18 protein-coding genes and 1 other RNA gene are annotated in these 24,644 nt (G+C 33.3%); 14 read left to right on the forward strand and 5 right to left on the reverse strand.

Features of this window, described 5'->3' with window-relative positions; genetic code table 11:
• The first annotated feature begins 53 nt into the window (after nt 1-53).
• Nucleotides 54-581: a helix-turn-helix domain-containing protein gene (locus tag ACNH59_RS14935; protein WP_418262092.1), complete on the forward strand. Its 528-nt coding sequence runs from the start codon at nt 54-56 to the stop codon at nt 579-581.
• The gene (locus ACNH59_RS14940) at nt 581-1,414 is read left to right on the forward strand and encodes an IS3 family transposase (RefSeq protein WP_418262091.1); all 834 of its coding nucleotides are present in this window, start codon (nt 581-583) and stop codon (nt 1,412-1,414) included. The genes ACNH59_RS14935 and ACNH59_RS14940 overlap by 1 nt, the downstream gene beginning before the upstream one ends.
• A gap of 72 nt (nt 1,415-1,486) precedes the next feature.
• Here ACNH59_RS14940 and ACNH59_RS14945 read toward each other — a convergent pair whose 3' ends face one another.
• On the reverse strand, nt 1,487-2,776 hold the full coding sequence (locus ACNH59_RS14945) for an inorganic phosphate transporter (RefSeq protein ID WP_418263319.1): 1,290 nt from the start codon (nt 2,774-2,776) through the stop codon (nt 1,487-1,489).
• A gap of 30 nt (nt 2,777-2,806) precedes the next feature.
• Nucleotides 2,807-3,451, reverse strand: coding sequence for a DUF47 domain-containing protein (locus ACNH59_RS14950; protein ID WP_418263320.1), 645 nt, complete (start codon nt 3,449-3,451; stop codon nt 2,807-2,809).
• A 385-nt stretch (nt 3,452-3,836) separates the two neighbouring features.
• Between ACNH59_RS14950 and thrA the strand changes: the two genes are divergently transcribed.
• From thrA to ACNH59_RS14995, 9 genes are all read left to right on the forward strand, one after another.
• A complete protein-coding gene (gene thrA / locus ACNH59_RS14955; protein ID WP_418263321.1) occupies nt 3,837-6,287 on the forward strand; it encodes a bifunctional aspartate kinase/homoserine dehydrogenase I in 2,451 nt (816 codons plus the stop codon).
• A gap of 115 nt (nt 6,288-6,402) precedes the next feature.
• Nucleotides 6,403-7,323: a homoserine kinase gene (locus ACNH59_RS14960; protein ID WP_418263322.1), complete on the forward strand. Its 921-nt coding sequence runs from the start codon at nt 6,403-6,405 to the stop codon at nt 7,321-7,323.
• A 113-nt stretch (nt 7,324-7,436) separates the two neighbouring features.
• The gene (thrC, locus tag ACNH59_RS14965; protein ID WP_418263323.1) at nt 7,437-8,726 is read left to right on the forward strand and encodes a threonine synthase; all 1,290 of its coding nucleotides are present in this window, start codon (nt 7,437-7,439) and stop codon (nt 8,724-8,726) included.
• 358 nt (nt 8,727-9,084) lie between these two features.
• The gene (locus ACNH59_RS14970) at nt 9,085-9,423 is read left to right on the forward strand and encodes a DUF3805 domain-containing protein (RefSeq protein ID WP_418263324.1); all 339 of its coding nucleotides are present in this window, start codon (nt 9,085-9,087) and stop codon (nt 9,421-9,423) included.
• An 880-nt stretch (nt 9,424-10,303) separates the two neighbouring features.
• Entirely contained in the window at nt 10,304-10,771 is a 468-nt protein-coding gene (locus ACNH59_RS14975; protein ID WP_418263325.1) for a hypothetical protein, read from the forward strand.
• Between the two features lie 281 nt (nt 10,772-11,052).
• Nucleotides 11,053-11,460, forward strand: a complete 408-nt coding sequence (locus tag ACNH59_RS14980; protein WP_418263326.1) for a hypothetical protein — start codon at nt 11,053-11,055, stop codon at nt 11,458-11,460.
• A 54-nt stretch (nt 11,461-11,514) separates the two neighbouring features.
• Nucleotides 11,515-12,282, forward strand: a complete 768-nt coding sequence (locus ACNH59_RS14985; protein WP_418263327.1) for a phosphatase PAP2 family protein — start codon at nt 11,515-11,517, stop codon at nt 12,280-12,282.
• A gap of 7 nt (nt 12,283-12,289) precedes the next feature.
• Nucleotides 12,290-14,701: a TonB-dependent receptor domain-containing protein gene (locus tag ACNH59_RS14990; RefSeq protein WP_418263328.1), complete on the forward strand. Its 2,412-nt coding sequence runs from the start codon at nt 12,290-12,292 to the stop codon at nt 14,699-14,701.
• A gap of 298 nt (nt 14,702-14,999) precedes the next feature.
• The gene (locus ACNH59_RS14995; protein WP_418263329.1) at nt 15,000-15,743 is read left to right on the forward strand and encodes a tetratricopeptide repeat protein; all 744 of its coding nucleotides are present in this window, start codon (nt 15,000-15,002) and stop codon (nt 15,741-15,743) included.
• A 44-nt stretch (nt 15,744-15,787) separates the two neighbouring features.
• On the opposite strand, the gene ACNH59_RS15000 is transcribed toward ACNH59_RS14995, so the two are convergent.
• The gene (locus ACNH59_RS15000) at nt 15,788-16,990 is read right to left on the reverse strand and encodes an NAD(P)-dependent oxidoreductase (RefSeq protein WP_418263330.1); all 1,203 of its coding nucleotides are present in this window, start codon (nt 16,988-16,990) and stop codon (nt 15,788-15,790) included.
• A 260-nt stretch (nt 16,991-17,250) separates the two neighbouring features.
• On the opposite strand from ACNH59_RS15000, the gene ACNH59_RS15005 reads away from it, so the two are divergent.
• Nucleotides 17,251-18,444 carry a serine hydrolase domain-containing protein gene (locus tag ACNH59_RS15005; protein WP_418264905.1) on the forward strand — a complete coding sequence of 398 codons (1,194 nt, stop codon included), beginning with the start codon at nt 17,251-17,253 and terminating at the stop codon, nt 18,442-18,444.
• Nucleotides 18,445-18,528: 84 nt separating this feature from the next.
• Nucleotides 18,529-18,925, forward strand: a transfer-messenger RNA (tmRNA) gene (gene ssrA / locus ACNH59_RS15010).
• Nucleotides 18,926-19,120: 195 nt separating this feature from the next.
• Here the strand turns inward: ssrA and ACNH59_RS15015 are convergent.
• Both ACNH59_RS15015 and ACNH59_RS15020 read right to left on the reverse strand, forming a co-directional pair.
• Entirely contained in the window at nt 19,121-20,821 is a 1,701-nt protein-coding gene (locus tag ACNH59_RS15015) for a sulfatase (protein ID WP_418263331.1), read from the reverse strand.
• A 304-nt stretch (nt 20,822-21,125) separates the two neighbouring features.
• Entirely contained in the window at nt 21,126-22,268 is a 1,143-nt protein-coding gene (locus ACNH59_RS15020) for a formylglycine-generating enzyme family protein (protein ID WP_418263332.1), read from the reverse strand.
• 395 nt (nt 22,269-22,663) lie between these two features.
• On the opposite strand from ACNH59_RS15020, the gene ACNH59_RS15025 reads away from it, so the two are divergent.
• Nucleotides 22,664-24,574 (forward strand): DUF349 domain-containing protein, encoded by a 1,911-nt coding sequence (locus tag ACNH59_RS15025; protein ID WP_418263333.1) that lies wholly within the window; start codon nt 22,664-22,666, stop codon nt 24,572-24,574.
• Nucleotides 24,575-24,644 lie beyond the last annotated feature (70 nt).

The raw sequence follows: 24,644 nt of genomic DNA on the forward strand, positions 1-24,644 counted from the left end.
CTCATTGAATTACACTGCCCCCAAAAAGTTAGACACTATTTGGGGGTATTTTTATGGAAAGAAAAGTCAAGTATGATTATGCATTTAAACTTGAATGTGTAGAATTAGTTATCAACGAGCATTATTCTTGTGAATCTGTAGGTAATAAAAAAGGGGTTAGTAAGTCAAATGTTGAAAAATGGGTGAGATTCTATAATCACTATGGTGAAAATGGTTTAGTACCGAGAAAGAACCGTAGTTATAGTTCTGATTTTAAATTTAAGATATTGCAGTACATTCAGAAAGAATCTTTATCGCTTCGAGATTGTTGTGTAAAATTTGACATACCTGATGCAGCAATTATAGTAAAATGGAAAAGAGATTTTATTAACTTTGGTTTTGAAGGATTAAAACAAAAACCAAGAGGTAGACCCAAGAAGATGAGTGATTTTAAACGTAAAAAACGTAAGTCTGATAAACCATTAACTAAAGAAGAAAAGCTATTACAAGAAATAGAGTTTCTTCGTTGTGAGAATGATTTACTAAAAAAGTTCCAGGCCTTAATTCAAGCCGAAGAGCAAGCCAAAAAGCGCAAGCCATAATGGAATTAAGGCATAAGTACGATTTAAATTTACTTTTGAATCAAACAAATATGGCACGGAGTAGTTTTTATTATTATGAAAAACGAAGTAAATCGATTGATAAATATCTTGAAATCAAAGAGTTTATAAAACGTATTTACCACAAACATAAAGGCCGTTACGGCTATAGAAGAATTACAGACGAACTCAACAATCAAGGAGTAATAATTAATCATAAAACAATTTTAAGACTAATGAAATCTTTAGGATTAAAAAGTGTTATTAGAGTTAAAAAATACAAATCATACAAAGGAGAACAAGGAAAAATAGCTCCTAATTTGTTAAACAGAAATTTTAAAGCAGCAGCACCTAACCAAAAATGGGCAACCGATATTACCGAATTTAATGTCTCAGGCAAAAAATTATATTTATCACCAATTATTGATTTATTTAATCAAGAGATAATTAGCTACGAATTGAAGGAACGACCTGTGTTTGCACAAGTAAAAGTGATGTTAGAAAAAGCTTTTAAAACAATACCAAACAACACGAGCTTAACCTTACATTCTGATCAAGGATGGCATTATCAAATGCGACAATATCAACAATTATTAAAAGAAAAAGGAATTAAACAAAGTATGTCAAGAAAAGGAAATTGCTTAGACAATGCTATCATTGAAAACTTCTTTGGAATTCTAAAATCTGAATTATTTTATCTTAAAAAATTTAATTCGATAAATCAGTTAAAACAAGAAATCAAAGAGTATATATTGTATTATAATAATGAAAGGATTAAATCAAATTTAAACAAAATGAGCCCGATAAAATACCGAGCTCATTATTATCAAAATTAATTATAAATTTGTCCAAACTTTTGGGTGCAGTCCAAATTAGGATGTTTTTTTTCGCTTAAAAGTGCTTTTCTACTAAATAAAAACACTTAAAATATAATAAAACAAAGCTGCTAACAAGGCCGAAATTGGAATAGTTAACACCCAAGCCCACAATAAACTTACTGTAACTCCCCAACGTACCGCAGAGACTCTATTTGTCAAACCAACCCCGATAATAGAACCCGTAATGGTATGCGTCGTACTAACTGGAATTTTTAAATGTTCTGTAAAATACAATGTCAAAGCACCGGCTGTTTCAGCAGCAACTCCTTCAAAAGAGGTTACTTTGGTAATTTTAGATCCCATGGTTTTTACAATTTTCCACCCACCACTAAGTGTTCCTGCCGCAATAGCAGAATAACACGCTAAAGGAATCCAACCCGGCATACGACCTTCAACATTATCTTTAGGCAATACCACATTCAACCAATCTGGCAAACTTTCTTGAGCAACACCACTAGTATTAATATACACCGCTACAGCCGCAGCAATAATACCCATTACTTTTTGAGAATCATTACCACCATGCCCTAAACTAAAGGCTGCAGAAGACAACAACTGCATTTTTTTCAACCATGCTGTAGCTTGATTTAAATTTAAAAAACTAAAAATCAAACAAAAAGTACTGACTGACAAAATGATGAAGCCTACTAAAAACCACTTAATATTATGCGCTTCGGTTACAACAGTCCAAAAATGTGATTCAAAATTACGATCCTTTAAATCTATAGCATCGTAATATTTCAATTGGCTCTCCACAAACCAAACCGTTATAATCATAATCAAGGCGGTAATTACTTTTGGCATGATTGTTTTTTTAGAAGAATGCAGCAACCACAATGAAAGTAAATAAGACATCAATGCTCCTACCAAAGGCGCCAAAACTATAAATGCGATAATGATCAATACCCCTGAAGGCATTCCACCATCTTTTCCTTCTTTGTACCAAGAAACTACTTCCAAACCTGCATGAGCTATGGCCGCTCCAGCAAATCCACCAATCAATGTATGAGAGGAACTCGAAGGGATTCCCAACCACCATGTCAAAAGATTCCAACATATCGCAGCAATAACACCTGCGAGAATTACCACCAGATTAATATCCATGGTGTGAGCGGTTTTGGCAACGGTATCAGCTACCCCAAATCCAAAAACCCAATAGGCTAAAAAATTAAAAAAAGCAGCCCAAACAACTGCCTGAAAAGGAGATAAAACCTTTGTAGCAACAACAGTTGCGATAGCATTAGCCGCATCATGAAAACCGTTGATGTAGTCAAAAATCAAGGCTAAAATTATAATAACTATAAGTAGTGTAAATTCCATAAATGTAATTTCAGAAATGTAACGATTAAATTAAGAATGTTTTACTGCAATTGATTCTAATACACTAGCAACACTCTTACACTTATCCGTAGCCGTTTCTAAAACAGACAATACCTCTTTATATTTAATGATATTTTTAGCATCTGTTTCATTTTCAAAAATCTCAAACACTGCTTTATTATACACATTATCCGATTTATTTTCCAACTTACTAATTCTAGCACAAGCCTCTGTTATGCTTCGAATATTTTGTAAATTTCTTAATTCTTTCACCGCTGAATCAATATTTTGACAAGCTTCCAGATTAATCTCAGTTAATTTCCTGATAGACTTTGTAATTTTATCTACTTGATACAAACGCATAATACTCGATGCCCCATGCAACTTATCAGCAACATTGTCAATAGACGTAATCAAAGAATGAATATCCTCTCTATCAAAGGGAGTAATAAAATTTTTGCTTAATTCTAAATTTGTCTGACGAGTAATATCCTCTCCTTTTTGCTCCAAAACATCGATTTTTTGAAAAAGCGCTTCTCTTTCCTTTAAGGGCAAATTAACCGCTTCATGCAAATCTGAAGCCAATTCAATTAAATTACTTGATGCTTCTTCAAAAAGTGGAAAAAACTTTTTATCCTTTGGAACTAGAAATTGAAAAATACTATTTAATGACATTTTTATCTATTTTTATTGTTGTGCGCAAATTTAATTTTTTTTTTTATACCAATCCTCATCTACTAGGACAAATCCATATTAAACTTAAAGCACTGATTTACTATTGACTTAACAATTTAAAAATAAATTAAAGTGACAGTCTTTTGCTTATTTATAAAAAAAATGTACTTTTGGACTTCTATTTATGACAAAAAACAGAAATACATATTATACTTCATTGTCAACTTCTAACGAAGTTGCTATTTCTGTTACTTTTACGACAACAACTACCCCTTAGGGGTAATCTTTTCACATATAATCTTATATTTGCACTTTCCTTTATTTTAAAGGACGGTCTTGGATATATAAAAAATAGTACATTTTTTTTTTAAATAAAACAAACAAAATGAAAGTATTAAAATTTGGCGGAACTTCAGTTGCCAATGCTCAAAATATAAAATTAGTTTTAGACATTGTCGCTAATAAAGCCAAAGAAGACAAAATAATCGTCGTAGTTTCTGCACTTAGCAAAATTACTGACACTTTGCACCTTGCCGCTGCAAAAGCTGCTGCTAATGATGAAAATTTCAAAGAGATCATCGCTGAAATTGAAAAAATACATTTAGACACCTTAAAACAACTAATTCCTGTTAGTGAACAAAGTAGTCTCTTAAGTCATATAAAAAGAATCATCAACCACCTTGAAACTTTACTAGATGGTTGTTTCTTACTAGGTGAACTTTCAGCCAGAACTTTGGATACAATTTTAAGTTTTGGAGAATTGCTTTCTTCTTATGTTATTGCTGAAGCTTTAAAACAAAATTTAAAAAACAGCAGCTACAAAGACAGTCGTGAATTAATTAAAACCAACAATAATTTTGGCAAAGCCAATGTTAACTTTGATATTACCAATTTATTAATCACTGATTTTTTCAATGCAAATGAAAACCAAGTGGTAGTAATGCCTGGTTTCATTTCTTCATCAACTGACGGAATCAGTACTACTCTAGGACGTGGAGGTTCTGATTATACTGCCGCTATTGTTGCTGCAGCATTAAACGCAACTGATTTAGAAATTTGGACAGATGTAAACGGAATGTTTACTGCTAATCCTAAGATTGTAAAACAAGCACAGCCTATCGCTACCATTTCGTATCAGGAAGCTATGGAATTGTCACACTTTGGTGCCAAAGTTTTGTATCCTCCAACAATTCAACCTGTTTTGCAAAAAAACATTCCAATTCATATCAAAAACACATTTGATCCTGAAGTTGAAGGAACTTTTATCTCTAATAATCCTTTGACGAGTACTAATCCTGTAAAAGGAATTAGCCATATTGAAAATATCACTTTAATTACGCTGGAAGGCCCTGGAATGATAGGCGTATCAGGATCGTCAAAAAGACTTTTTGAAGTACTCTCTCATGTGCACATCAATGTTATTTTTATCACCCAAGCTTCATCTGAACACTCTATCTGTATAGGAATTCTTAACGAAGATGCTGAACAAGCTGAAATAGCAATCAACAAAGCTTTTGAAGTTGAAATTGCTCAAAACAAAGTGGATCCTTGCATCGTGGAGAAAAACTTGTGCATCATTGCTCTTGTAGGCGAAAAAATGAAAAACCACCAAGGATTGAGCGGAAAAATGTTCAGTACTTTAGGTAAAAACAATGTAAACATCCGTGCGATTGCCCAAGGTGCTTCTGAGAGAAACATTTCAGTGGTAATCAACGAAAGAGATGTCAAAAAAGCGTTGAACACATTACACGAGCGTTTCTTTGAAGACAACACCAAACAATTGAATCTATTTGTAATGGGTGTTGGAAATGTGGGTGAAATATTCATTTCGCAAATTGCACAACAAAAGAAATTTTTGAAAGAAAATTTAAAAATCAACCTTCGTGTTATTGCCGTTTCTAACTCACGAAAAATGCATTTTGATGAAGATGGCATTGAGTTGAAAAAGTGGAAAGAAGCACTTGATGAAAATGGCGAAACTGCCAATCAAGATCTATTTGTATCTAAAGTAAAAGAACTCAATTTACGCAACAGTATTTTTGTTGATATTACTGCTAACGAAGGTGTTTCTAGATTATACGAAAGATTCTTAAAAGAAAGTGTTGGTGTAGTAACCTGTAACAAAATCGCTTGTGCTTCTGAATACAATAACTACATCCATCTGAAAAACCTTTCGCGTCAATACAACGCCCCTTTCTTATACGAAACAAACGTTGGTGCTGGATTGCCTATTATAGATACTGTAAAAAACTTAATTGCCTCTGGTGATAAAGTACATAAAATACAAGCCGTATTATCAGGAAGTTTGAACTTTATTTTCAATAATTTTGACGATAAAAATTCTTTTCACGATGTCGTAAAAGAAGCAGGAGTTCAAGGTTTTACAGAACCTGATCCTACTATTGATTTGAGCGGAATTGATGTTGCTCGAAAAATATTAATTTTAATTCGCGAAAGTGGATACAAAATGGACATCGAAGAAATTGCAAATGAAGCGTTCATGCCTGCAGCTTGCTTGCAAACCAATTCTAATGAAGCTTTCTTTGCTTCATTAATTGAACATGCAGCACATTTTGATGGTCTTTACCAAAAAGCAATTAGCAAAGAATCAAGATTGAAATATGTAGCGCAATTTGAAAACGGAAAAGCTAGTGTAGGATTGCAATTCATCCCTAAAGAGCATCCTTTCTACAACTTAGAAGGAAAAGACAATATTGTTTTGTTCTACACAGATCGCTATGTTGACCAACCATTACTAATCAAGGGTGCAGGTGCAGGTGCGGCGGTTACAGCCTCAGGAATTTTTGCAGATGTAATTAGAATAGGAAACGTTTAAAAAATAAGTTGCTAAGCAACTAAGGCACTAAGTCGCTAAGGGAAGTATTTCATCACAAAACACTCAACTTTAAACTTAGAATCTTAGAAACTTAGAACCTCAGAACCTTATAAAAATGAATGAAATAAAAGTATTTTGTCCCGCAACTATTGCCAACCTTTCTTGTGGGTTTGATGTTTTAGGCTTGTGCCTAGACAATGTTGGGGACGAAATGATTATTCGAAGAACTAAAGAAAAAGGCGTTCGCATCACCAAAATAGAAGGTGCCGACTTACCGCTCGAAACTGAAAACAATGTTGCAGGTGTCGCTTTATTAGCCATGCTTGAGGAAGTAGAAACAGAATTTGGATTTGAAATCGAAATCTACAAACATATTAAAGCAGGAAGCGGAATTGGTAGTAGTGCTGCCAGTTCTGCAGGAGCAGTTTTTGGCGCCAATGAGCTATTAGGAAAACCATTTACTCGAAAAGAGTTGGTAAAATTTGCCATGCAAGGCGAAAAGTTAGCTTCAGGAAATGCACATGCTGACAACGTTGCCCCTGCTCTTTTGGGAGGCTTCACTTTAGTACGAAGTTCAAATCCTTTGGATATCATTAAAATAGACAGTCCAAACGAATTATATGCCACCGTAATTCATCCTCAAATTGAATTAAAAACATCTGATGCTCGTTCGGTACTAAAACAAACAGTTTCCTTAAAGAGTGCTATCACACAATGGGGAAATGTAGGCGGTTTAATCGCTGGTTTATATACTCAGGATTACGATTTAATTGGTCGATCCTTGCATGACGAAATCGTAGAACCTTTGCGTTCTGTTTTAATTCCTGGTTTTGATTTAATTAAAAAAGCCGCTTACGAACAAGGCGCTTTAGGTTCAGGAATTTCGGGTTCTGGACCATCTATTTTTGCCTTGAGCAAAGGAGCAGCGACTGCCGAAAAAATAGCCACCGCCATGTGTGCTGTTTACGACAGTATCAATTTACCTTACGAGATTCATGTTTGTAAAGTAAATGACGAAGGAATGAGAGTGATTTGAGGTTAGAAGTTAAAAGTTAAAAAGATTAAGGACTTTGGATTTGGGTATTTGGATTAAATGAATCCAAATTAAAAAAATCCTAAATCCTAAATAAAAAAATCCTAAATAAAAAAATGAAGTATTACAGTTTAAATCATAATGCCCCAAATGTTTCTTTTCAAGAAGCAGTAATTCAAGGATTAGCGGCTGATAAAGGATTATACTTTCCTGAAAGCATTACGCCACTTCCACAAGCGTTTTTTGACAACATTGAAAATTTAAGCAACGAAGAAATTGCTTTTGCGGCGATTCAACAATTTGTGGGTGATGAAATCCCAGAAGCTAAATTAAAAGAAATCATTGCAGAGACATTGTGTTTTGATTTCCCAGTCGTTCCTGTTGAAAAGGGGATTTACTCTCTAGAATTATTTCACGGCCCTACGATGGCATTTAAAGATGTGGGAGCACGTTTTATGTCTCGTTGTTTGGGATATTTTAACCGAGATAAAAAAGACAATAAGAACACGGTTTTAGTAGCGACTTCTGGAGATACTGGAGGTGCTGTTGCTAGTGGTTTTCTAGGGGTGAATGGTGTTGAAGTTGTCATCTTATATCCCTCTGGAAAAGTGAGTGATATCCAAGAAAAACAATTGACAACCTTAGGTCAAAACATCAAAGCACTGGAAGTAGATGGTGTATTTGATGATTGTCAAGATATGGTTAAAAAGGCATTCTTAGACGAAAGTTTAAAACACAAAGGATTAACTTCGGCAAACTCGATTAACATTGCACGCTGGTTGCCACAGATGTTTTACTTTTTCTTTGCGTACAAAGCCTTGAAAAACCAAAACAAAAAATTAGTTTTCTCTTGTCCTAGTGGAAACTTTGGAAATATTTGCGCGGGTATTATTGCCAAAAAAATGGGCTTGCCTGTGCATCATTTTGTAGCTTCTACCAATGTGAATGATACCGTTCCACGATTTTTAGTAGACGGAAAATACGATCCAAAAGCTTCGATTGCAACAATATCTAATGCGATGGATGTAGGTAATCCGAGTAACTTTATTCGTATTCAGGAGATGTACAACAATGATTTGGAGCAATTCAAAAAAGACTTTTCATCGTACCGTTTTACAGATGCAGAAACGACTATTGCAATGCAAAACATTTATAAAACCGATGGCTATATTGCAGAGCCTCATGGTGCGGTAGGCTATTTAGGTTTGAAGAAAGAATTGGCTTTTCATGAAAATGCGATTGGTATTTTCTTGGAAACAGCACATCCTATCAAATTCTTAGATGTGGTTGAACCTGCTTTGAATATCACCCTTCCTATTCCTGCTCAAATTGAAGCGGTAATGCACGAAGAAAAAGTAAGCACTAAGATTAAAACTTACGAAGAGTTGAAAGCATTTTTAGGCTAATCAACTATTCAAATTTTAATATACTAACGACTGAGAAGTGATTCTTGGTCGTTTTTTTTATTTGATTAGTTTTATGTAGGTAAAATTATTAAGTTCGTGATGACAAATAAAAGCTACCGTTGTAGCACAAAGCCATCCTGAATTGGGTGGATTCAAGAGATTTTATGGCTTTTACATATAAATTAGTAGATAGTGAAAAAAAAAATCCGTAGAAAAAAGGAAAACAGAACATAAATGAAGCAAATTTTAACACTTATAATTCTTATTTCATTTAGTAATTGCGGAAAAAATATAAAAATGAAAAAATTCAATTCCGAATATAATTATTCAGTAAACATTCCTGAAAATTGGAGTGAGTATGAAACTGATGAAAAAAACACAAATGCTTTTTTTTGACACAACTCAATGGACGGGAAATTTAAGAATAACCCCAATGAATTATGAAATCAAAAATGCAAAGGAATTTTTAAGAGAAATATTAAGAGAAGAACATGGTCAAAATATAAATTGGAAAAATATACTCGGAGTTTACTATACTGAAAATAAAAAAAATGAAGAAATAAATTATTGGTATTTAATAGAAAATAACAAACTTTACATTTGCTCTTTTACTGTTGGAAATCTTAATGGAAAAACGGAAAAAGAAACGGAATTAAAGAAAGTTAATGAAATATTGAGGTCAATTAAAACTGAATAAAAGCACTATCTGCTAATACACTTCTTGCGTCATTTTCGAATTTAGTGGAATTACCGTTTTTTAATCATATTTTCGTTTAGCCGAAAATATTCGTCTTCATAAGTCGTAAACTGAGCAAGGAGCATGAACGTTACTGGAAACTTGTATCGAAATGACGATGTTAGAAATAACATTAATAAAAGTATCAAACAAATTGAAATAAAAATGATTTTTTTTATTACATATTCTTTAATTCCTGCTATTTATTTAGTTAGCAGAAAATCTTTAAGTGAAAAGAAATCATTTCTCATCATTTTATTTTTATGTACAATACTTTCAACTTTTGGGATTACAAATATGATTATTAATCATAATTATAAGTATTTAGACTTTATTTGTCCTTTATATTCATTAATCATCTACAGGATACTATTATTTATTTTTTATACAATAACAAAAAAATATCCTGATATTCCAACACGCAGTTTTCCTGCCAGCAATGAAGAAACTGCTAACAGATTTTTTTTTATAATATTTATGTTTTTCTGCACAATTGTTCCCAACCAAATAACAATGAATTTCACACAATCCATATAAATTCCAAAGTAAAAGTTTAAAAATTGGAAACCCCGATTGCTCAGATATGTTCAAACGTTAGCGCAGGTGGATATCTGCGGTAACGATTGTTGTAAGACTGGAAAAATCTAATAAAAAACTTAATTGTAGTTGTCTGACAATCTTTGCGGGCACAGGTGAATACGCTAACGATTGTTTTTTACACCGATTTTTTAAATTATTTTTTAAAATTAAAAATATTTATCAAATGTTAAAGATGTTTTAAAAAAAATCCAAACAAACAAAAAATCTTTTAATTTGTTTTCAAAAAAATCAAAGTATAACTATGAAAAAATCGATTTTATTAAAAATATTAATTGATATATTAATTCTATTTTACATTCTTGGACTATTAGGATTAATACTAAATATCCCTTTACGAAAATGCATAATGAGTCCCATAAAAATATGCATCACAGATTGGAATTTATTTTATTGGTCTATTGCATTTATAAGTTTGGTTGCGTATTTATCATTTTTGAAATCTTTATATCATTTACGAAAAATAGTTAAACTATTAAACCACAAACCTCTTTCTGTTACAATAATTGAAAATTTAAAAATAACAGGAAATTATTTTTGTATTACTGGAATTAACTATTTTTTAGTTATCATTTTTCTTTGGTTATACCAAGCAGTTGAATCTGGTGAAGTTATTATAGGATACGATATGGATCTTATCCCTCCATTATTCATATTCATAATAGGAATGCTTTTTACCAAAGCATCAAGCTTAGACTTCCCAAAAAATTAACACAGGTATTTATTATCTGTGCTAGCTCTATGAAAAGACAATGTGATTTAATAAAAAAACTCAAAAACGCAAATGGTACTTCGAGTTTGCGTGAGGGATAGAAGCTGGCTACCAAAGTAGCGCGAATAGCCCGACAGCATTGTGGAAAGGGGCTTAATCAACATACAGAAGAGTAAGCCCCTTGACAGAATGGTGGCACGCCCAAATGATTTTATAATTAACTTTTTAGAAACAGTCTATTATTTTAAAAAAGCTATCTTTGAAATCTATTTTAAAAAATTTTGAGACCATTCTTTCACTTTTTTTTACTGCTCTATTATAGCTTTGGTGTGATTTGTTTGCCTATGGGTGATTTTTCGACCTTGGTGCAATTGCCTGATATGTATAGTCATTGTAAGGAAACGGAAGATCCTAATTTGACTATTTTGGATTTTGTGGGAGAACATTTGATGAATTTGGACATGATTTTTGAAGCCCATGAAAGCGAAGAAGACGATGACAAACCTCATCAGACGGTAACCTTAGTATCACTTAATCAAGTGACTCCGCTAACTCAAAAAATTACTGCATTTGAATTTAAAAACAATACACCTTTTGTTTCTTGTTTCGAAATAGAGGCTATTGCTTTCAAAAATCAAAATTATTTGTACAATCCTAACTTTTCTATTTTTCGCCCTCCGATAGTTTAATTTACTTTTTACCAACTCAAAAATTTGAATAACAACTATTTGAATCAAATAACTATGCGAAAAAATCATTATTATCTCGCTTTACTACTTATTGTAGTAGGCACAAACCTTTATGCGCAACAATTGGCTCAAAAAGACAGTCTTGTTGTAAAAGAAGTAAAAAAAACAAAATTTAACTACAAGCAATTAATCCTTCCTGTAGGTTTGATGTCTTATGGCCTCATAGGTATTGAAAGTGATGCTGTACAATCAATTAACACAGAAATTAAAGAAGAAGTCAACGAACATATTGACAAGCGAATCACAATTGATGATTTTGCTCAATATGCGCCAGCCTTGACTGTTTATGCGTTAAACAATTTAGGCCTACAAGGGAAACATAATTTAAGAGATCGTTCTATGATATTAGCGACTTCTTATTTGCTCCTTTCGGCGACAGTTTTACCTTTGAAGACGATTACCAAAGTCGAACGACCCGATGGAAGTTCGAACAACTCTTTTCCTTCGGGTCATACAGCAACTGCTTTTGCGGGAGCTGAATTTTTATGGCAGGAATACAAAGATGTTTCGATTTGGTATGGCATTTCGGGTTATTTGGTCGCTGCGGGAACGGGAGCTTTCCGTATCTACAATGACCGCCACTGGCTAACGGATGTAGCCATGGGAGCTGGTATAGGGATTCTCTCTACCAAAGTAGCTTACTGGACGTTTCCATACATTAATAAATTATTACAAAAGAAAAATAAAAACAATACAGGAATGATTTCGCCATTTTACAATGGAACTCAATTTGGAGTAGGAATGATTTTGAATATAAAATAATACTCTTATGAAAATTAAAATTTTAAATACAATCCTACTTTTAGGTTTGCTAACAACTCAATTATGGGCACAGAGCAAACAAGTAACCATTTCAGGATTGGTAAAAGAGAATAAAACCAACACTAGCATACCTTTTGCTAATGTGGTACTAAAAACAGTAGCTCAAAAAACATTTGTAGCAGGAACAATCACAACTGAGTCAGGGCGTTTTAAATTAGTAAATATTACATCTGGGAACTATATCCTTGAGATTTCCACTTTGGGATATGCAACACACGAGCAAGAGCTGTACGTGGGGAATTTATCGGATTACTTGGATTTAAAAACCATTGAACTAAGTGAGAACATCAATTCGTTGAATGAAGTAGTTGTAACCTCAAACAGCACCGAAATAAGCAACAAAATGGATAAAAAAACTTTTGAAATAGCTGATAATATTGCGCAATCAGGAAGTTCCGTTTTACAAGCCATGCAAAACTTACCTAGTGTGACCGTTCAAGATGGAAAAGTGCAATTGAGAGGAAACGACAAAGTAATGGTTTTGATTGATGGTAAACAAACAGGTTTAACGGGTTTTGGTAGCCAAAGCGGTTTGGATAACATTCCAGCCTCAGCCATTGAAAAAATTGAGATTATCAATAATCCATCAGCCAAATATGATGCGAATGGAAATGCGGGAATCATCAACATCATCTACAAAAAGAATAAGAAAGAAGGTTTTAACGGAAAAGTGGGTTTGACATCAGGACTGGGTGCCTTATGGGTTCGAAAAGAAAACTTGCCTACGATTCGTCCACAATATACGATGACGCCAAAAATCAACCCCTCGGTTTCGTTGAATTATAAGAAAAATAAAATCAACGCCTTTTTTCAAGGGGATTATTTGTACACCGAAACTTTGAATAAAAACGAATTTGTCACCCGTTATTATGACGATGGCGACATTATTAATTCGCAATTAAAAAGAAATCGTAACACGCATTTTACAACTATCAAATCAGGTATTGACTGGAATATTGACGACCAAAATACTTTGACGGTTTCAGGTTTATTTGGAAGCGAAAAAATTATTGACCGTGGTGACCAACCTTTTTTTAATGCTGATTTTTCAGAACGACGAAGATTATGGCAGTTTCTAGAAGATGAGTTAAAAACAACCGTTATGGCCACAGCTGCTTACCAACACAAATTTAAAGAACCTGGTAGGTTGCTAAATGTTGGTTTTAACTATACTTTTCATAGAGAAGACGAGAAGTATTTTTACGATAATATTCTAGTGGGGTCAACTGGGACGGATGCTTTCAAACTATTATCTGACGAAAAAGTCTATGATTTGAATGTGGATTATATCGAACCGTTGAAAAATGGGCGTATCGAAACGGGAATTAAATTCCGCAAACGCGACATTCCAACGAATATGGATTTCAAACCGGGACAGAACTCGGTTATTGATGCCAATGCTGGCGGACCTGCAACCTACAAAGAGTTGATTCCTGCGGTTTACGGAAACTACGTTTTTGAAAGCTTGAAATGGGAAGCTGAACTAGGATTGCGCTTGGAATATGTTGATTTGAATTATGAGGTAAATCCAAATCACAATACGTATAAAAGTGACGGATACAATTATACACAGCCTTTCCCTAACATGCGATTGGCGTATAAATTTAATGACGACAACAAAATATCGCTGTTCTTTAACCGAAGAGTTGACAGACCCAATGAAGTTGATATTCGAATTTTTCCAAAATACGATGATGCTGAAATTATCAAAGTCGGAAACCCAATGTTGAAACCACAGTTTACCAATTCACTAGAATTAGGCTATAAATTGAATTGGACAAAAGGAAGTTTGTACACAGCCCTTTACCACCGTTTTGCTGATGGAACCATTACTAGAATATCGAGCACCGTTCCTGGAAGCGACATCATTTATGCTACTTTTCAAAACGTGAATAAAAGCTATAACTCGGGAATCGAAATGGTTTTGTCGCAAGAAGTAAGTCCGCTCTACTCCTTTAATATCAATGCAAATGCGTATCGCAACCAAATAAATGCTTTTACGGTAGAAAACAAATATCCAAGTTCCCATTTATTTTCGGCAGAAGAACAAGTTATTTATTCTGGAAATGTAAAACTGAATAATACTTTTCATTTTACCAAAACGGTAGATGCACAGTTAACAGCTATATATCTAGCTCCAGATGTTATTCCACAAGGAAAAATGGAATCCCGTTATTCGGTTGATTTTGGTATAAAAAAATCTGTTCAAAAAGGAAAAGGAGAATTTTTCCTGAATGCAACCGACTTGCTAAATACCATGGTTCCTAAAAAACGAATTCAGGGAGATGGTTTTTATTATACAAGTAATGATTATTACGAAACTCAGGTTATTCGTTTAGGATACAATTATAAATTCTAAATTCCATACAACTTAAAAGCCTCTAAAATAATTGCTTAGAGGCTTTTTTTTTAGTACCTTAGTATAATAAATCAGCTTTCCAAAAGCAAACAATACCACATCAAAGAATATTTCAATTAATAGATTTGTTTTTATTGATTATAAGACATTTGAACCTATCACAATAATTGCCTCAATTTCTGACTTCTAAAAAACTACTACACTAATCTATGTACTGATCTCGTTTACGAAATCAGTAGTAACGATATTCTTAAACTATAAATTAAAAAATAGCATATGAATTGTAAAATTACTCGTCATGAAAAATATTTTTCAAATACTTACTATTTTCGTAGCATCATTGTGTACACATAGTGGTTATTGTCAAAATCCCAACGTGACCATTAATACTGAAACACGAAAAGTGCTCTACTATCAAGTAGAAGAAACCGTAAACCAAAATTTTGGAGGAACCAAAACCAGCTATACAGTTTCTGATTTGAGTCTGATAGACGATGCCGATTTAGGTCCTAATAACATCCGAACCATTACCCCAATTTATAAAAAGGAAAATTTTACGGACAAGGAATATGCCCGAAACATTACAGCTAAGACAAGAGAAACCAACGTAAAAAAAAGAGTTGAAGAACCTAGTAGTATCCAAATAGAAGGTAAGGAAACCACTGATATTGTTGATCCAGAGATTGAAAAAATAGCCTTAAAACTTGCTATTGAAAATTTCAAAAAAGAAGAAGCTAAAGAAATAGCAAAAAGCGACCCAAACAGGCTAAAACCAGATCATATCTATATTAATATTATAGATATTTATGAAAGAGTCGCTGAAAAGGGATATAAATCTGTATACTTATTCACCTTATTATCCGACTCGTTTTACTACAACAAAGAAATTGAAAAAGCAGCCAAATATTATCAAGAATTATTCAAAATGACCACCAATTTAGCCCCCGAATATTACTTTAGATATGGTGATGCTTTGCTAAAAACAGGACAAACTGCTAAAGGAAAAGAAATGATAGAAAAATTCTATCAATTGACAGAATAATAAAAAACTAGGCTAATTTAAATTAAAGTAGCCTAGTTTTTTATTTACTTACCATCAACATAATCCTGCAGGTAACTAAAACGAGCCGTTAACTGTCCATTATGGGTAATTTGCGCTCTTTCTAAAACCCCATCTGTATCTTCATTAAAGAATGCAGGAATGACATATTCAGTAAACATTTCTCCAAATCCAATACTGGCATCTCTAGGCAATTCGCTGGGCAAATTATCTACTGCCATCACCACTAAAGCAGCTGGATGAAAAAAGTCTACCTCCTTAGCTTCTGAAGGTAAATAACCATAAAAAGGCTCTTCAATAGTTGAAGTACGTAATGTACAAGCGATAGGTCCACCAACATCACATGAAATATCCGCTACTACTTTTAGTTTGCAATCCTTAGACTGTAACATCTCGCGAGTCAAAATAGCTGGAGAACCCACACTATAAAAATGCCCCGAAATATAAATCTCTGAAACCTTGGTAAATTTTTCAAAATCGGATTCATAATTGGCTGGATTTGATTTGAAATCTTCAAAATCAAACACCTGATTTTCTTTATGTTTGTAATAATCGGACACGCCCAATTGCGTATATACAGATTGGGAATATTTCTTGGTTAGATAATTTTCGATACTAACCTCTTTTATTTTTAATAAACTTAGAATTTCTTGGGCACCCTTCCCTACTTTTCCTTTACCTGTAATGACAAATTTCAATGGAGGCAAGACCAATCTTTTTAAATGTCTCACAAGTTCCTCTTTTCCATTTAAAGTCGAAGCTTTTGGCAGTTTAAATAATTCATATTTTAGTCCAAAACCACGAATACTATTATACACCCCTACATAACCCGCATACTTACCAAAACCAATTAATCTACGATTATTTGGGTCCACAATAGTTTCATGATCGTATAAGTCAATATTTTTTTTCAAAATATTTTGTAGTAAAGCGCAATTATGCGGTTGCTTTTTTATAGTATGTGAAAAAAAGAAATAAGCTTTATTCGCAATTAAATCTTCTACGGGAATTTCCTTGACACTTATGAGTACATCACAGTCACTAATATCATTTACCACTTCAATTCCAGCGAATCGATATTCTTCGTCTTTAAAAATTCTATCTTCAGAACTTTCTACTGCAACTGAAAAATCAGGATATTCTTTTTTCAATTGTACCAATGCTTCTGGTGAAAAAACAACTCTTCGGTCTGGTGGATTTTTTCTTTCTTTTAAAATTCCAAATTTCATATTCTAAACTATTATGTAAATTTTATTATTTCTTTACTTTCATTTAAAAGCAAAGTCTCCATGGGGTTATTTTTACAAATAATAATATCCAAAAAATGCAACCCTACATCTCCCAAACAGGATTTTATTCCTGAACTACTGAATCTCAAAATGATAGAAAACACTGTCTGTAAAAACATTAAAAATAATCAGAATTGATCCCAAAATAATTATCAAAAAAGATATTGATTCTATATATTTGTTTTTATAGCACCACAATGATGATTTCAATAAAAAACACAAATATACCACAATTAGTACTGCTCTTATTGCTTTTAACCTCTTGTAAAGGAAATAATAATTCTGACTCTAATTTATCAGACAATAAAGCCAAAAAAGATTTTGTCTTAAAAACAGGTCATAAACCTACTAATGATTATATCAATTCTAAAAAAAATGCGATTGAGCATTTTTATAACAAAAACTGGCCTCACAACAGTTTGAACGGAGGATTTTTGGTTGCAAAAAACGGACATATAATTTATGAAAAATATGAAGGCTATGCCAATCATAAAACCAAAACTGAAATGACCAGTAACAGTCCGCTTCATATTGCTTCTGTTTCTAAAGTAATGACAGCAACTGCCGTATTAAAATTAATTGACCAAAAGAAATTAAACTTAGAACAAAAAGTAACGACCCTTTTAAAAGGATTCCCATATCCCGATGTTACCGTAAAGACCTTACTGAATCATCGAAGTGGTATTCGTAACTACTCCTATTTTACAGACAAAAAGGAAATTTGGGATCGGCATAAGATTTTAACCAACAAGGATATTGTTGATTTATTAATTACTAAAAAAATCAATCTCGAATTTAGAACCGACAGTCGTTTCAGTTACTGCAATACCAATTATGCCATTTTAGCTTTAATTATTGAAAAAGTAACAGGACAAAATTACAAAGAGGCGATGAAGACAATTGTTTTCAAACCTCTGGGAATGAACGACACTTTTGTTTTTGATTATGACAAAGACAGGCAAACTGCCAATCCATCATACAGAGGGAATTTCTCTCTTTATTATTGGGATTATTTAGACGCTATTTATGGCGATAAGAATATCTACTCCACTCCAAGAGATTTATTAAAATTTGATTTAGGACGCAATGACCCTGAATTTTTCAAAACAGAATTACTAAAAAAATCTTTTATCCCATATAGTAACGAACATAAAGGACAAAACAATTATGGACTAGGAATCCGAATGATTAATTGGGAAACGGGACAAAATTTATATTTCCACAACGGATGGTGGCATGGAAATACTTCTGCTTATATTACTCTACCAGAAGAAAAAGTGACCATCATTGCGTTATCAAACAAATTCAACCGCATGACCTATAAAGTTAGAAATCTTGCGGCTTTATTTGGTGACTACCCATTTAAATTAGACGACAACGGAACTGCGGAATGATTTTTGATGAATAAATAAACACAACGCAATTGTAGTTTGACTAAAAAGAATATCTTTGCAAACTCAATTTATTGATTGAAAATTGGGGTCGACTGGTTTTGACAGCAAGTCGAATTGAAATGTAAGCACGTCGAGAACTGGGACAATTCTCGCTAATAAAAGGTCTCAAAACACTTACACGGCGAAGGAAACTACGCTCTTGCTGCATAATCTGAATTATAGTAAGATTAGCCTCGTCCTACAAGGTAGGAAAGCAGGATTTACCTCGAAAGCTTTGGTTTATGGCGGTCGAATCAGGTGAATCGTAAATTTAAACCTAGATTTCCATGAGCTTCGGGTGGATTTCGAAACTAAAGAAGATAAGCGTTGTGCGACTGTTTCTGGTCAATCACAATGTCGAAAATTTAATCAGGAAATAAGCGTGTAGAAAGCATTTTAGTTGCTTGTTTGGACCCGAGTTCGATTCTCGGCGACTCCACTTAAAAAAATCCGTAACCACTTACAAAATAAGTAGTTGCGGATTTTTTTTATTTTATTTCCCCAACATTTTCCCAGCAATATTAAAATTTATCTACAAAAGAACACAATGCTTTTTGGCACTTCTAGATTGCAAATTCCACTTTTGATATTTGGGTGCAGATCAATCCAAGGTCATTTTTTTATTAAAAATTTCAGTTTATAGCTGACTTTTATAGCTAGAAAACATATCTATAAATGGTACATCTCTAGATTCCTTTTTAGGGTTATATTTTTCGTTTACTTTTGGCCAGTAACGTTTGTCAATATTTACCTGTAACCAGCTCATTAATTTGTGAAACAAAGCCGTTTTGAGCTTAGGATTTTCATTTGCTAAATTGTGTTTTTCAAAAGGATCTTTTTCTATGTTATATAAATTCAATCTACCATACCAATCAAAAATAAGCTTATAATCGCCGTCACGAATAGCAGAATGAGGTGTGAGAGCAAATGGCTCATAAGGACTATTGTAAATCACATTAAAAGGATAATGCCAGTAATGCGTAGTTTTTTTATAACTTTTATTCTTATTGTTTACATCAGAAAGCATAGCAATTAAACTTTCGCCATCAAGATCATTCTTCTTAATTATTTCTTTAGAATGATAACCACCCGCCTCTAAAAGTGATGGATAAATATCCGTACAATCTACAGGTACATCAACCCATTTACCAGCTTGAACTTTTCCTTTCCATCTAAAAACTAAAGGCACTCTAATTCCCCCCTCTGTCACACAGGCTTTTCCTCCTAGAAATGGAGCATTATTTGTACCGTCTCCTTTTGCTGTAATTTTAGAATCTATCCCGCCATTATCTGACATGAATACTACTAATGTATTTTCTTCAATATCTAACTCTTTTAGTTTATCTAAAATAGCTCCAACAGAACGATCTAAACTTTTAATCATCGAAGCGTAAACGGGATTTTTATGGCCATTCCATCCTTTGGTTTTCTTACCATCAAAATGAGTTACTTCATCTTCTTTTCCTTGATACGGTGAATGAATGGCAAAATGTGAAAAATATAAGAAAAAAGGCTTGTCTTTTATTTTTGCTCTTTCATCGATGTATTGTAAGGCTTGCACAGTAAGATCGTCTGTCAAATAGTCCTCGTTTGTTGGTTTTCCTGATGATCCAATTTCCAGTGCATCAGGAGATACTTTTGGATACATTTTATTCGTTCTATCATTCCATGCATTTTTCCAATTGTAGTAAGCAGAACCACCCGCATCAAACCATGCCAAAGGTTCAAAACCCTGATCTTTGGGTTGATACCCTTTGGCTCCAAAACCACCTAAATGCCACTTCCCTATAAAAGCTGAATGATAATCCGTTAAAGCTTCTGCTATAGAAAGTTCATCTTTACCTTGGTCATACTTTGTTCCTGAGGGAACACCAGCATTTGAAATTCCATTTAAAAGTGCCTGCTCGATTTTTATATCATCACTATGCTCAAAAATATCGTTTACATAATACCCTTTTGGCACTTCTTGATTCTGATTATAATAGGTTTGTCTTGGTGGCAAAGCTGTGGTAAATCCAAGTCTACCAGCATACTTACCTGTTAACAAACTTGCGCGTGTTGGCGAACATAATTGATTCGCATACGCTTGTGAAAAAGAAACTCCCTCATTAACTAATTTATCAATATTAGGCGTTTCATAAAACATTAGAGAAGGATTTGTTCCTGTAAACTTATTAGCATAGGCTTGACTATCCATTATCCCAAAATCATCAGCTAGGATAAAAATAATATTGGGACGTGAGGTAGTTTTAACATCCTTTTTTTTATCGATTTCAGACTTACAGCCTAGCAACAATAAGCCAGCAAGGCAAAACACACCATTTTTTATAATTTTCATGAATCCTATTTTTAATATGAATTAGTTCGTTTTCTTTATTTACTAATATAACCTTATGCTTTATTTCATCCCAACTATCAATACTTATCATTTCTTTATATTCATCATAAACCTCATCTTCTTTTTTAACTTTTTGTGTCGGCTAAGTTAGCATGTCCAGTGTATATTATTATAAGAAAGAATCAAATTTAAACAAAATGAGCCCGATACAATATCGAGCTCAGTATTATCAAATTAATAGTCAATTTGTTTAAACTTTTGTACACAGTCCGTACTTAGTACTTATTCTGTTTGAAATTTATTGCTATTTTACACATCTAAAACCGAGATGATTGGCTCCTGATTTAATTTCACCATTCCCTCTGGTACCTACCATATAACGGCTACAATATTCACTTGTACACAAGAAAGAACCACCACGATGCACACGTTTCAATTCATTATTACCCGTGGTATCATAAGGAGCGGTTTCTGGACCTTTTGGATTACGTACTACTTTTCCACCTGCACTAATTTCAGAATAATAGGTCTCACTATACCAATCGTGTACCCATTCCCAAACGTTACCTCCTACATCATACAATCCGTAGGCATTTGGCTTATATTGTTTTACAGGTGCTATACCAACAAACCCATCTTCACCCGTATCGCCTTTTTCAACTGGAAAAGTTCCTTCAAAAATATTTGCTTGGAATTTTCCATCAATCTTTAAGGTATTTCCCCAAGCATATAAATCACCTGCTTTCCCTCCACGAGCAGCAAACTCCCATTCAGCCTCTGTCGGCAAACGTTTTCCTGCCCATTTGGCATAAGCTACAGCATCTTCATAAGCGATATGAACCACAGGGTAATTTCCTTTTCCTTTTAAATCACTATTAGGCCCAAGAGGGTGCTTCCAATTAGTACCACCTACAAAATCCCACCATTGCAAGAAATTATTCAAATTTACTTTACCGGGAGTTGGTTTAAAAATAGCTGAACCAGCTATTAAAAATTCTTCGGGAACATTTGGCAATTCTTCTGCTGTTGGTTTTTTTTCCGCTACAGTTACATAGCCCGTAGCTTTTACAAAGGCAGTAAATTGATCATTAGTAACCTCTGATTCGTCCATCCAAAAACCATCTACATACACACGGTGTATCGGTGAAGCATCTTTGGTTATCCCTTTAACATCGCACAAACTCTCATCAGAAACGTCACTCCCCATCGAGAATTCACCTCCTGGTATCCATACCATCCCTTCAGGAGCGGTACCAGATGGTTTGTTATTTTTATTTTCAATTGTTGGTTGGTATAATGCACTTCTTTCTACTGAATTATCATCATGACACTCTTCTGCAGTTTCTAATTTTGGAGTATTGAAACATTTTGCGTACCCAAAAGCTAACGTAATGATAACAAGGGTTACCAATGCATACAATCCAATTTGTTTTTGTTGTTTATTCACTTTTAATTTAATTATTTTGGTTTATTTTTTGGTTGAAAACGAACAAAGTTCCTATTTTCCAATTGATTTTACTATGAAATGATTGATTTTTTTAAAAAACTTTAACTTTAAAATCCAAGGTCACAATGTTTTCTTCTTAAAATTAAATCAGTCCTTTACTCTGTTTTCTTCCTAAATTTGGACTCCTAATAGCTCTATTGGTTTAAAAAGAGATTCCATTTTAACTTAAAAAATGCTTAATTCATTAAAATTCTTTGTTTTTTACTCTTTAAAACAGATTAAATCACAACCTTTTCTCTTACAAAAGGTTCTGAATCGAAAGAATTGTTTTGTATTTCAGCGACTCTTTACTATCTTTCGTGTTCAAAAATTACAAACCTTAAAACATTGAACCAATGTTAGAAGAACAACACGATAACCTGCAAGATGCAGATGGAAATTTAATTACCGATTCAAAGGAAGTAGAAGAAACTCCCAAAACTGTCAATGCAAATCAAAACGCATTAAATGCTATTGAAGAATCGAATGCCGAAGAAGGAGAAGATGAAACTCTAAGAGAACGTCATGAAATTCCTTTACTTGATTATGACATGCTGTCAATGGAATCTCTTGTGGACGAACTACAAAAATTAGTTGCAACCAATAAGGTGATGTCCATCAAAGAACATATTGATGAGATTAAAAAATCATTCTTAGCCAAATACTATCATTTTATTGAAGAAAAGAAGGAAGAATTTCATACTGAAAACCCTGATAGTACCGAAGACTTCCAATACCACCTGCCTTTAAAAGCAACTTTCGACCATTTTTACACCGAATATAAAAATAAAAAAAATGCTCATTTTAAGAGCTTAGAATCCAATCTTAAATCTAATCTTGAAAATAGATTGGCCATTGTAGAGGAATTAAAAGATTTAATTAATCCGCAAGAAAACATCAAAGACACCTTAAAGCATTTTAATGAATTAAGAGAAAGATGGAAAACTGCTGGTCCTATTCCAAAAGACAAATACAACCATGTTTGGAATAACTACCATTTTCATGTGGAAAACTTTTACGATTACCTACATTTAGATCGAGAAGCTCGTGACTTAGATTTCAAACACAATCTGGAACAGAAACAAAAAATAATCGAACGCGTTGCCGCATTGGTAAACGAAGCCGACATCAACAAAGCTTTCAGAGAATTACAAGACCTGCATCGTATTTGGAAAGAGGATATCGGCCCTGTTTCAAGGGAGCATCGTGATGAAATTTGGAATCAATTTAGTGATTACACGAAACAAATTCATGATAAAAGAGAACAACTTTTTGAAAAACAAAGAGGAAATGAAATTGAAAATCTAAACAACAAAAAATTAATTATTGCCGAAATTGAGGCATTAGGAACGGTTAAAGTAAATTCACATTCTCAATGGTTGGTACAAATAGAGAAAGTTGAGACTTTAAGAACTGCATTCTTTAATGCTGGTAAAGTTCCTGCTGATGTAAATGAAGAAACTTGGGCTGCTTTTAAAACAGCCGTTAGAAACTTTAATGCTTTTAAAAATTCATTCTACAAAGAAATTAAAAGAGAGCAAAATGACAATCTCGCTAAGAAAAATGCATTAGTAGCCAAAGCTCAGGAACTAAAAGACAGTACCGACTTTGCAGCTACTACTCCTATTATGAAGCAAATTCAAAATGAATGGAAACAAATAGGTCATGTCCCTAGAAAGTATTCGGATAAAATTTGGAAAGAATTTAAATCAGCTTGCAACCATTACTTTGATCAATTAAAAGATTTCAAAAACGAGGAAAATAGTGAAGAAATTGAAGCCTTCGACAAAAAGAAAGTTTATTTAGAAACTCTCAGAGATTTCCAATTAGCAGGAGATCACAAAACCGATTTGGACGCCATCAAAGCACATATTGAAACTTGGAAAAGTTTTGGTAAAGTGCCTTTTCAAAGAAGACATATTGAAGGTAAATTTAACAAAATATTAGATGCCCTTTTTGACAAATTAAGTTTGAGTAAAAAAGAAGGTGACATGATGCGATTTGCCAACCGTCTGGACAATCTATCGGAAAGCAATGACTCACGAAAAATTGAAAACGAAAAGATTTTTATCATTCGTAAAATTGACGAATTGCAAAATGAAATTTTCCAACTAGAAAACAACATTCAGTTTTTTGCCAATACTAAAAATGCCAAAAAAGAGAATTCTATTGTACTAGAAGTGCGTAAAAACATTGCTATCCACAAGGAAAACTTAGACATCTGGAAAGAAAAACTAACACAGTTGCGCAACCTTGACCAAGAATAAAGAGGTTAGAGGTTAATTTCAAAAATTAAGTATTATTTTTTGAAATTAATCTCTTTTCTTTTCTCTTGAA

This window comes from Flavobacterium faecale (genome assembly GCF_048320115.1).
In the GTDB taxonomy this organism is placed as follows: Bacteria; Bacteroidota; Bacteroidia; order Flavobacteriales; family Flavobacteriaceae; genus Flavobacterium; species Flavobacterium faecale_A.

Excerpts from the sequence above, each read along its gene's own strand:
- ACNH59_RS15005 (WP_418264905.1), top strand. The coding sequence starts at position 17,251 with ATGATTTCAATAAAAAACACAAATATACCACAATTAGTACTGCTCTTA.
- ACNH59_RS14970 (WP_418263324.1), top strand. The coding sequence starts at position 9,085 with ATGAAACTGATGAAAAAAACACAAATGCTTTTTTTTGACACAACTCAA.
- ACNH59_RS15025 (WP_418263333.1), top strand. The coding sequence starts at position 22,664 with ATGTTAGAAGAACAACACGATAACCTGCAAGATGCAGATGGAAATTTA.
- ACNH59_RS14990 (WP_418263328.1), top strand. The coding sequence starts at position 12,290 with ATGAAAATTAAAATTTTAAATACAATCCTACTTTTAGGTTTGCTAACA.
- ACNH59_RS15015 (WP_418263331.1), bottom strand. The coding sequence starts at position 20,821 with ATGAAAATTATAAAAAATGGTGTGTTTTGCCTTGCTGGCTTATTGTTG.
- ACNH59_RS14995 (WP_418263329.1), top strand. The coding sequence starts at position 15,000 with ATGAAAAATATTTTTCAAATACTTACTATTTTCGTAGCATCATTGTGT.
- thrC (WP_418263323.1), top strand. The coding sequence starts at position 7,437 with ATGAAGTATTACAGTTTAAATCATAATGCCCCAAATGTTTCTTTTCAA.
- ACNH59_RS14950 (WP_418263320.1), bottom strand. The coding sequence starts at position 3,451 with ATGTCATTAAATAGTATTTTTCAATTTCTAGTTCCAAAGGATAAAAAG.
- ACNH59_RS14975 (WP_418263325.1), top strand. The coding sequence starts at position 10,304 with ATGAAAAAATCGATTTTATTAAAAATATTAATTGATATATTAATTCTA.
- thrA (WP_418263321.1), top strand. The coding sequence starts at position 3,837 with ATGAAAGTATTAAAATTTGGCGGAACTTCAGTTGCCAATGCTCAAAAT.
- ACNH59_RS14940 (WP_418262091.1), top strand. The coding sequence starts at position 581 with ATGGAATTAAGGCATAAGTACGATTTAAATTTACTTTTGAATCAAACA.
- ACNH59_RS14935 (WP_418262092.1), top strand. The coding sequence starts at position 54 with ATGGAAAGAAAAGTCAAGTATGATTATGCATTTAAACTTGAATGTGTA.
- ACNH59_RS15000 (WP_418263330.1), bottom strand. The coding sequence starts at position 16,990 with ATGAAATTTGGAATTTTAAAAGAAAGAAAAAATCCACCAGACCGAAGA.
- ACNH59_RS14960 (WP_418263322.1), top strand. The coding sequence starts at position 6,403 with ATGAATGAAATAAAAGTATTTTGTCCCGCAACTATTGCCAACCTTTCT.
- ACNH59_RS14985 (WP_418263327.1), top strand. The coding sequence starts at position 11,515 with ATGCGAAAAAATCATTATTATCTCGCTTTACTACTTATTGTAGTAGGC.
- ACNH59_RS14945 (WP_418263319.1), bottom strand. The coding sequence starts at position 2,776 with ATGGAATTTACACTACTTATAGTTATTATAATTTTAGCCTTGATTTTT.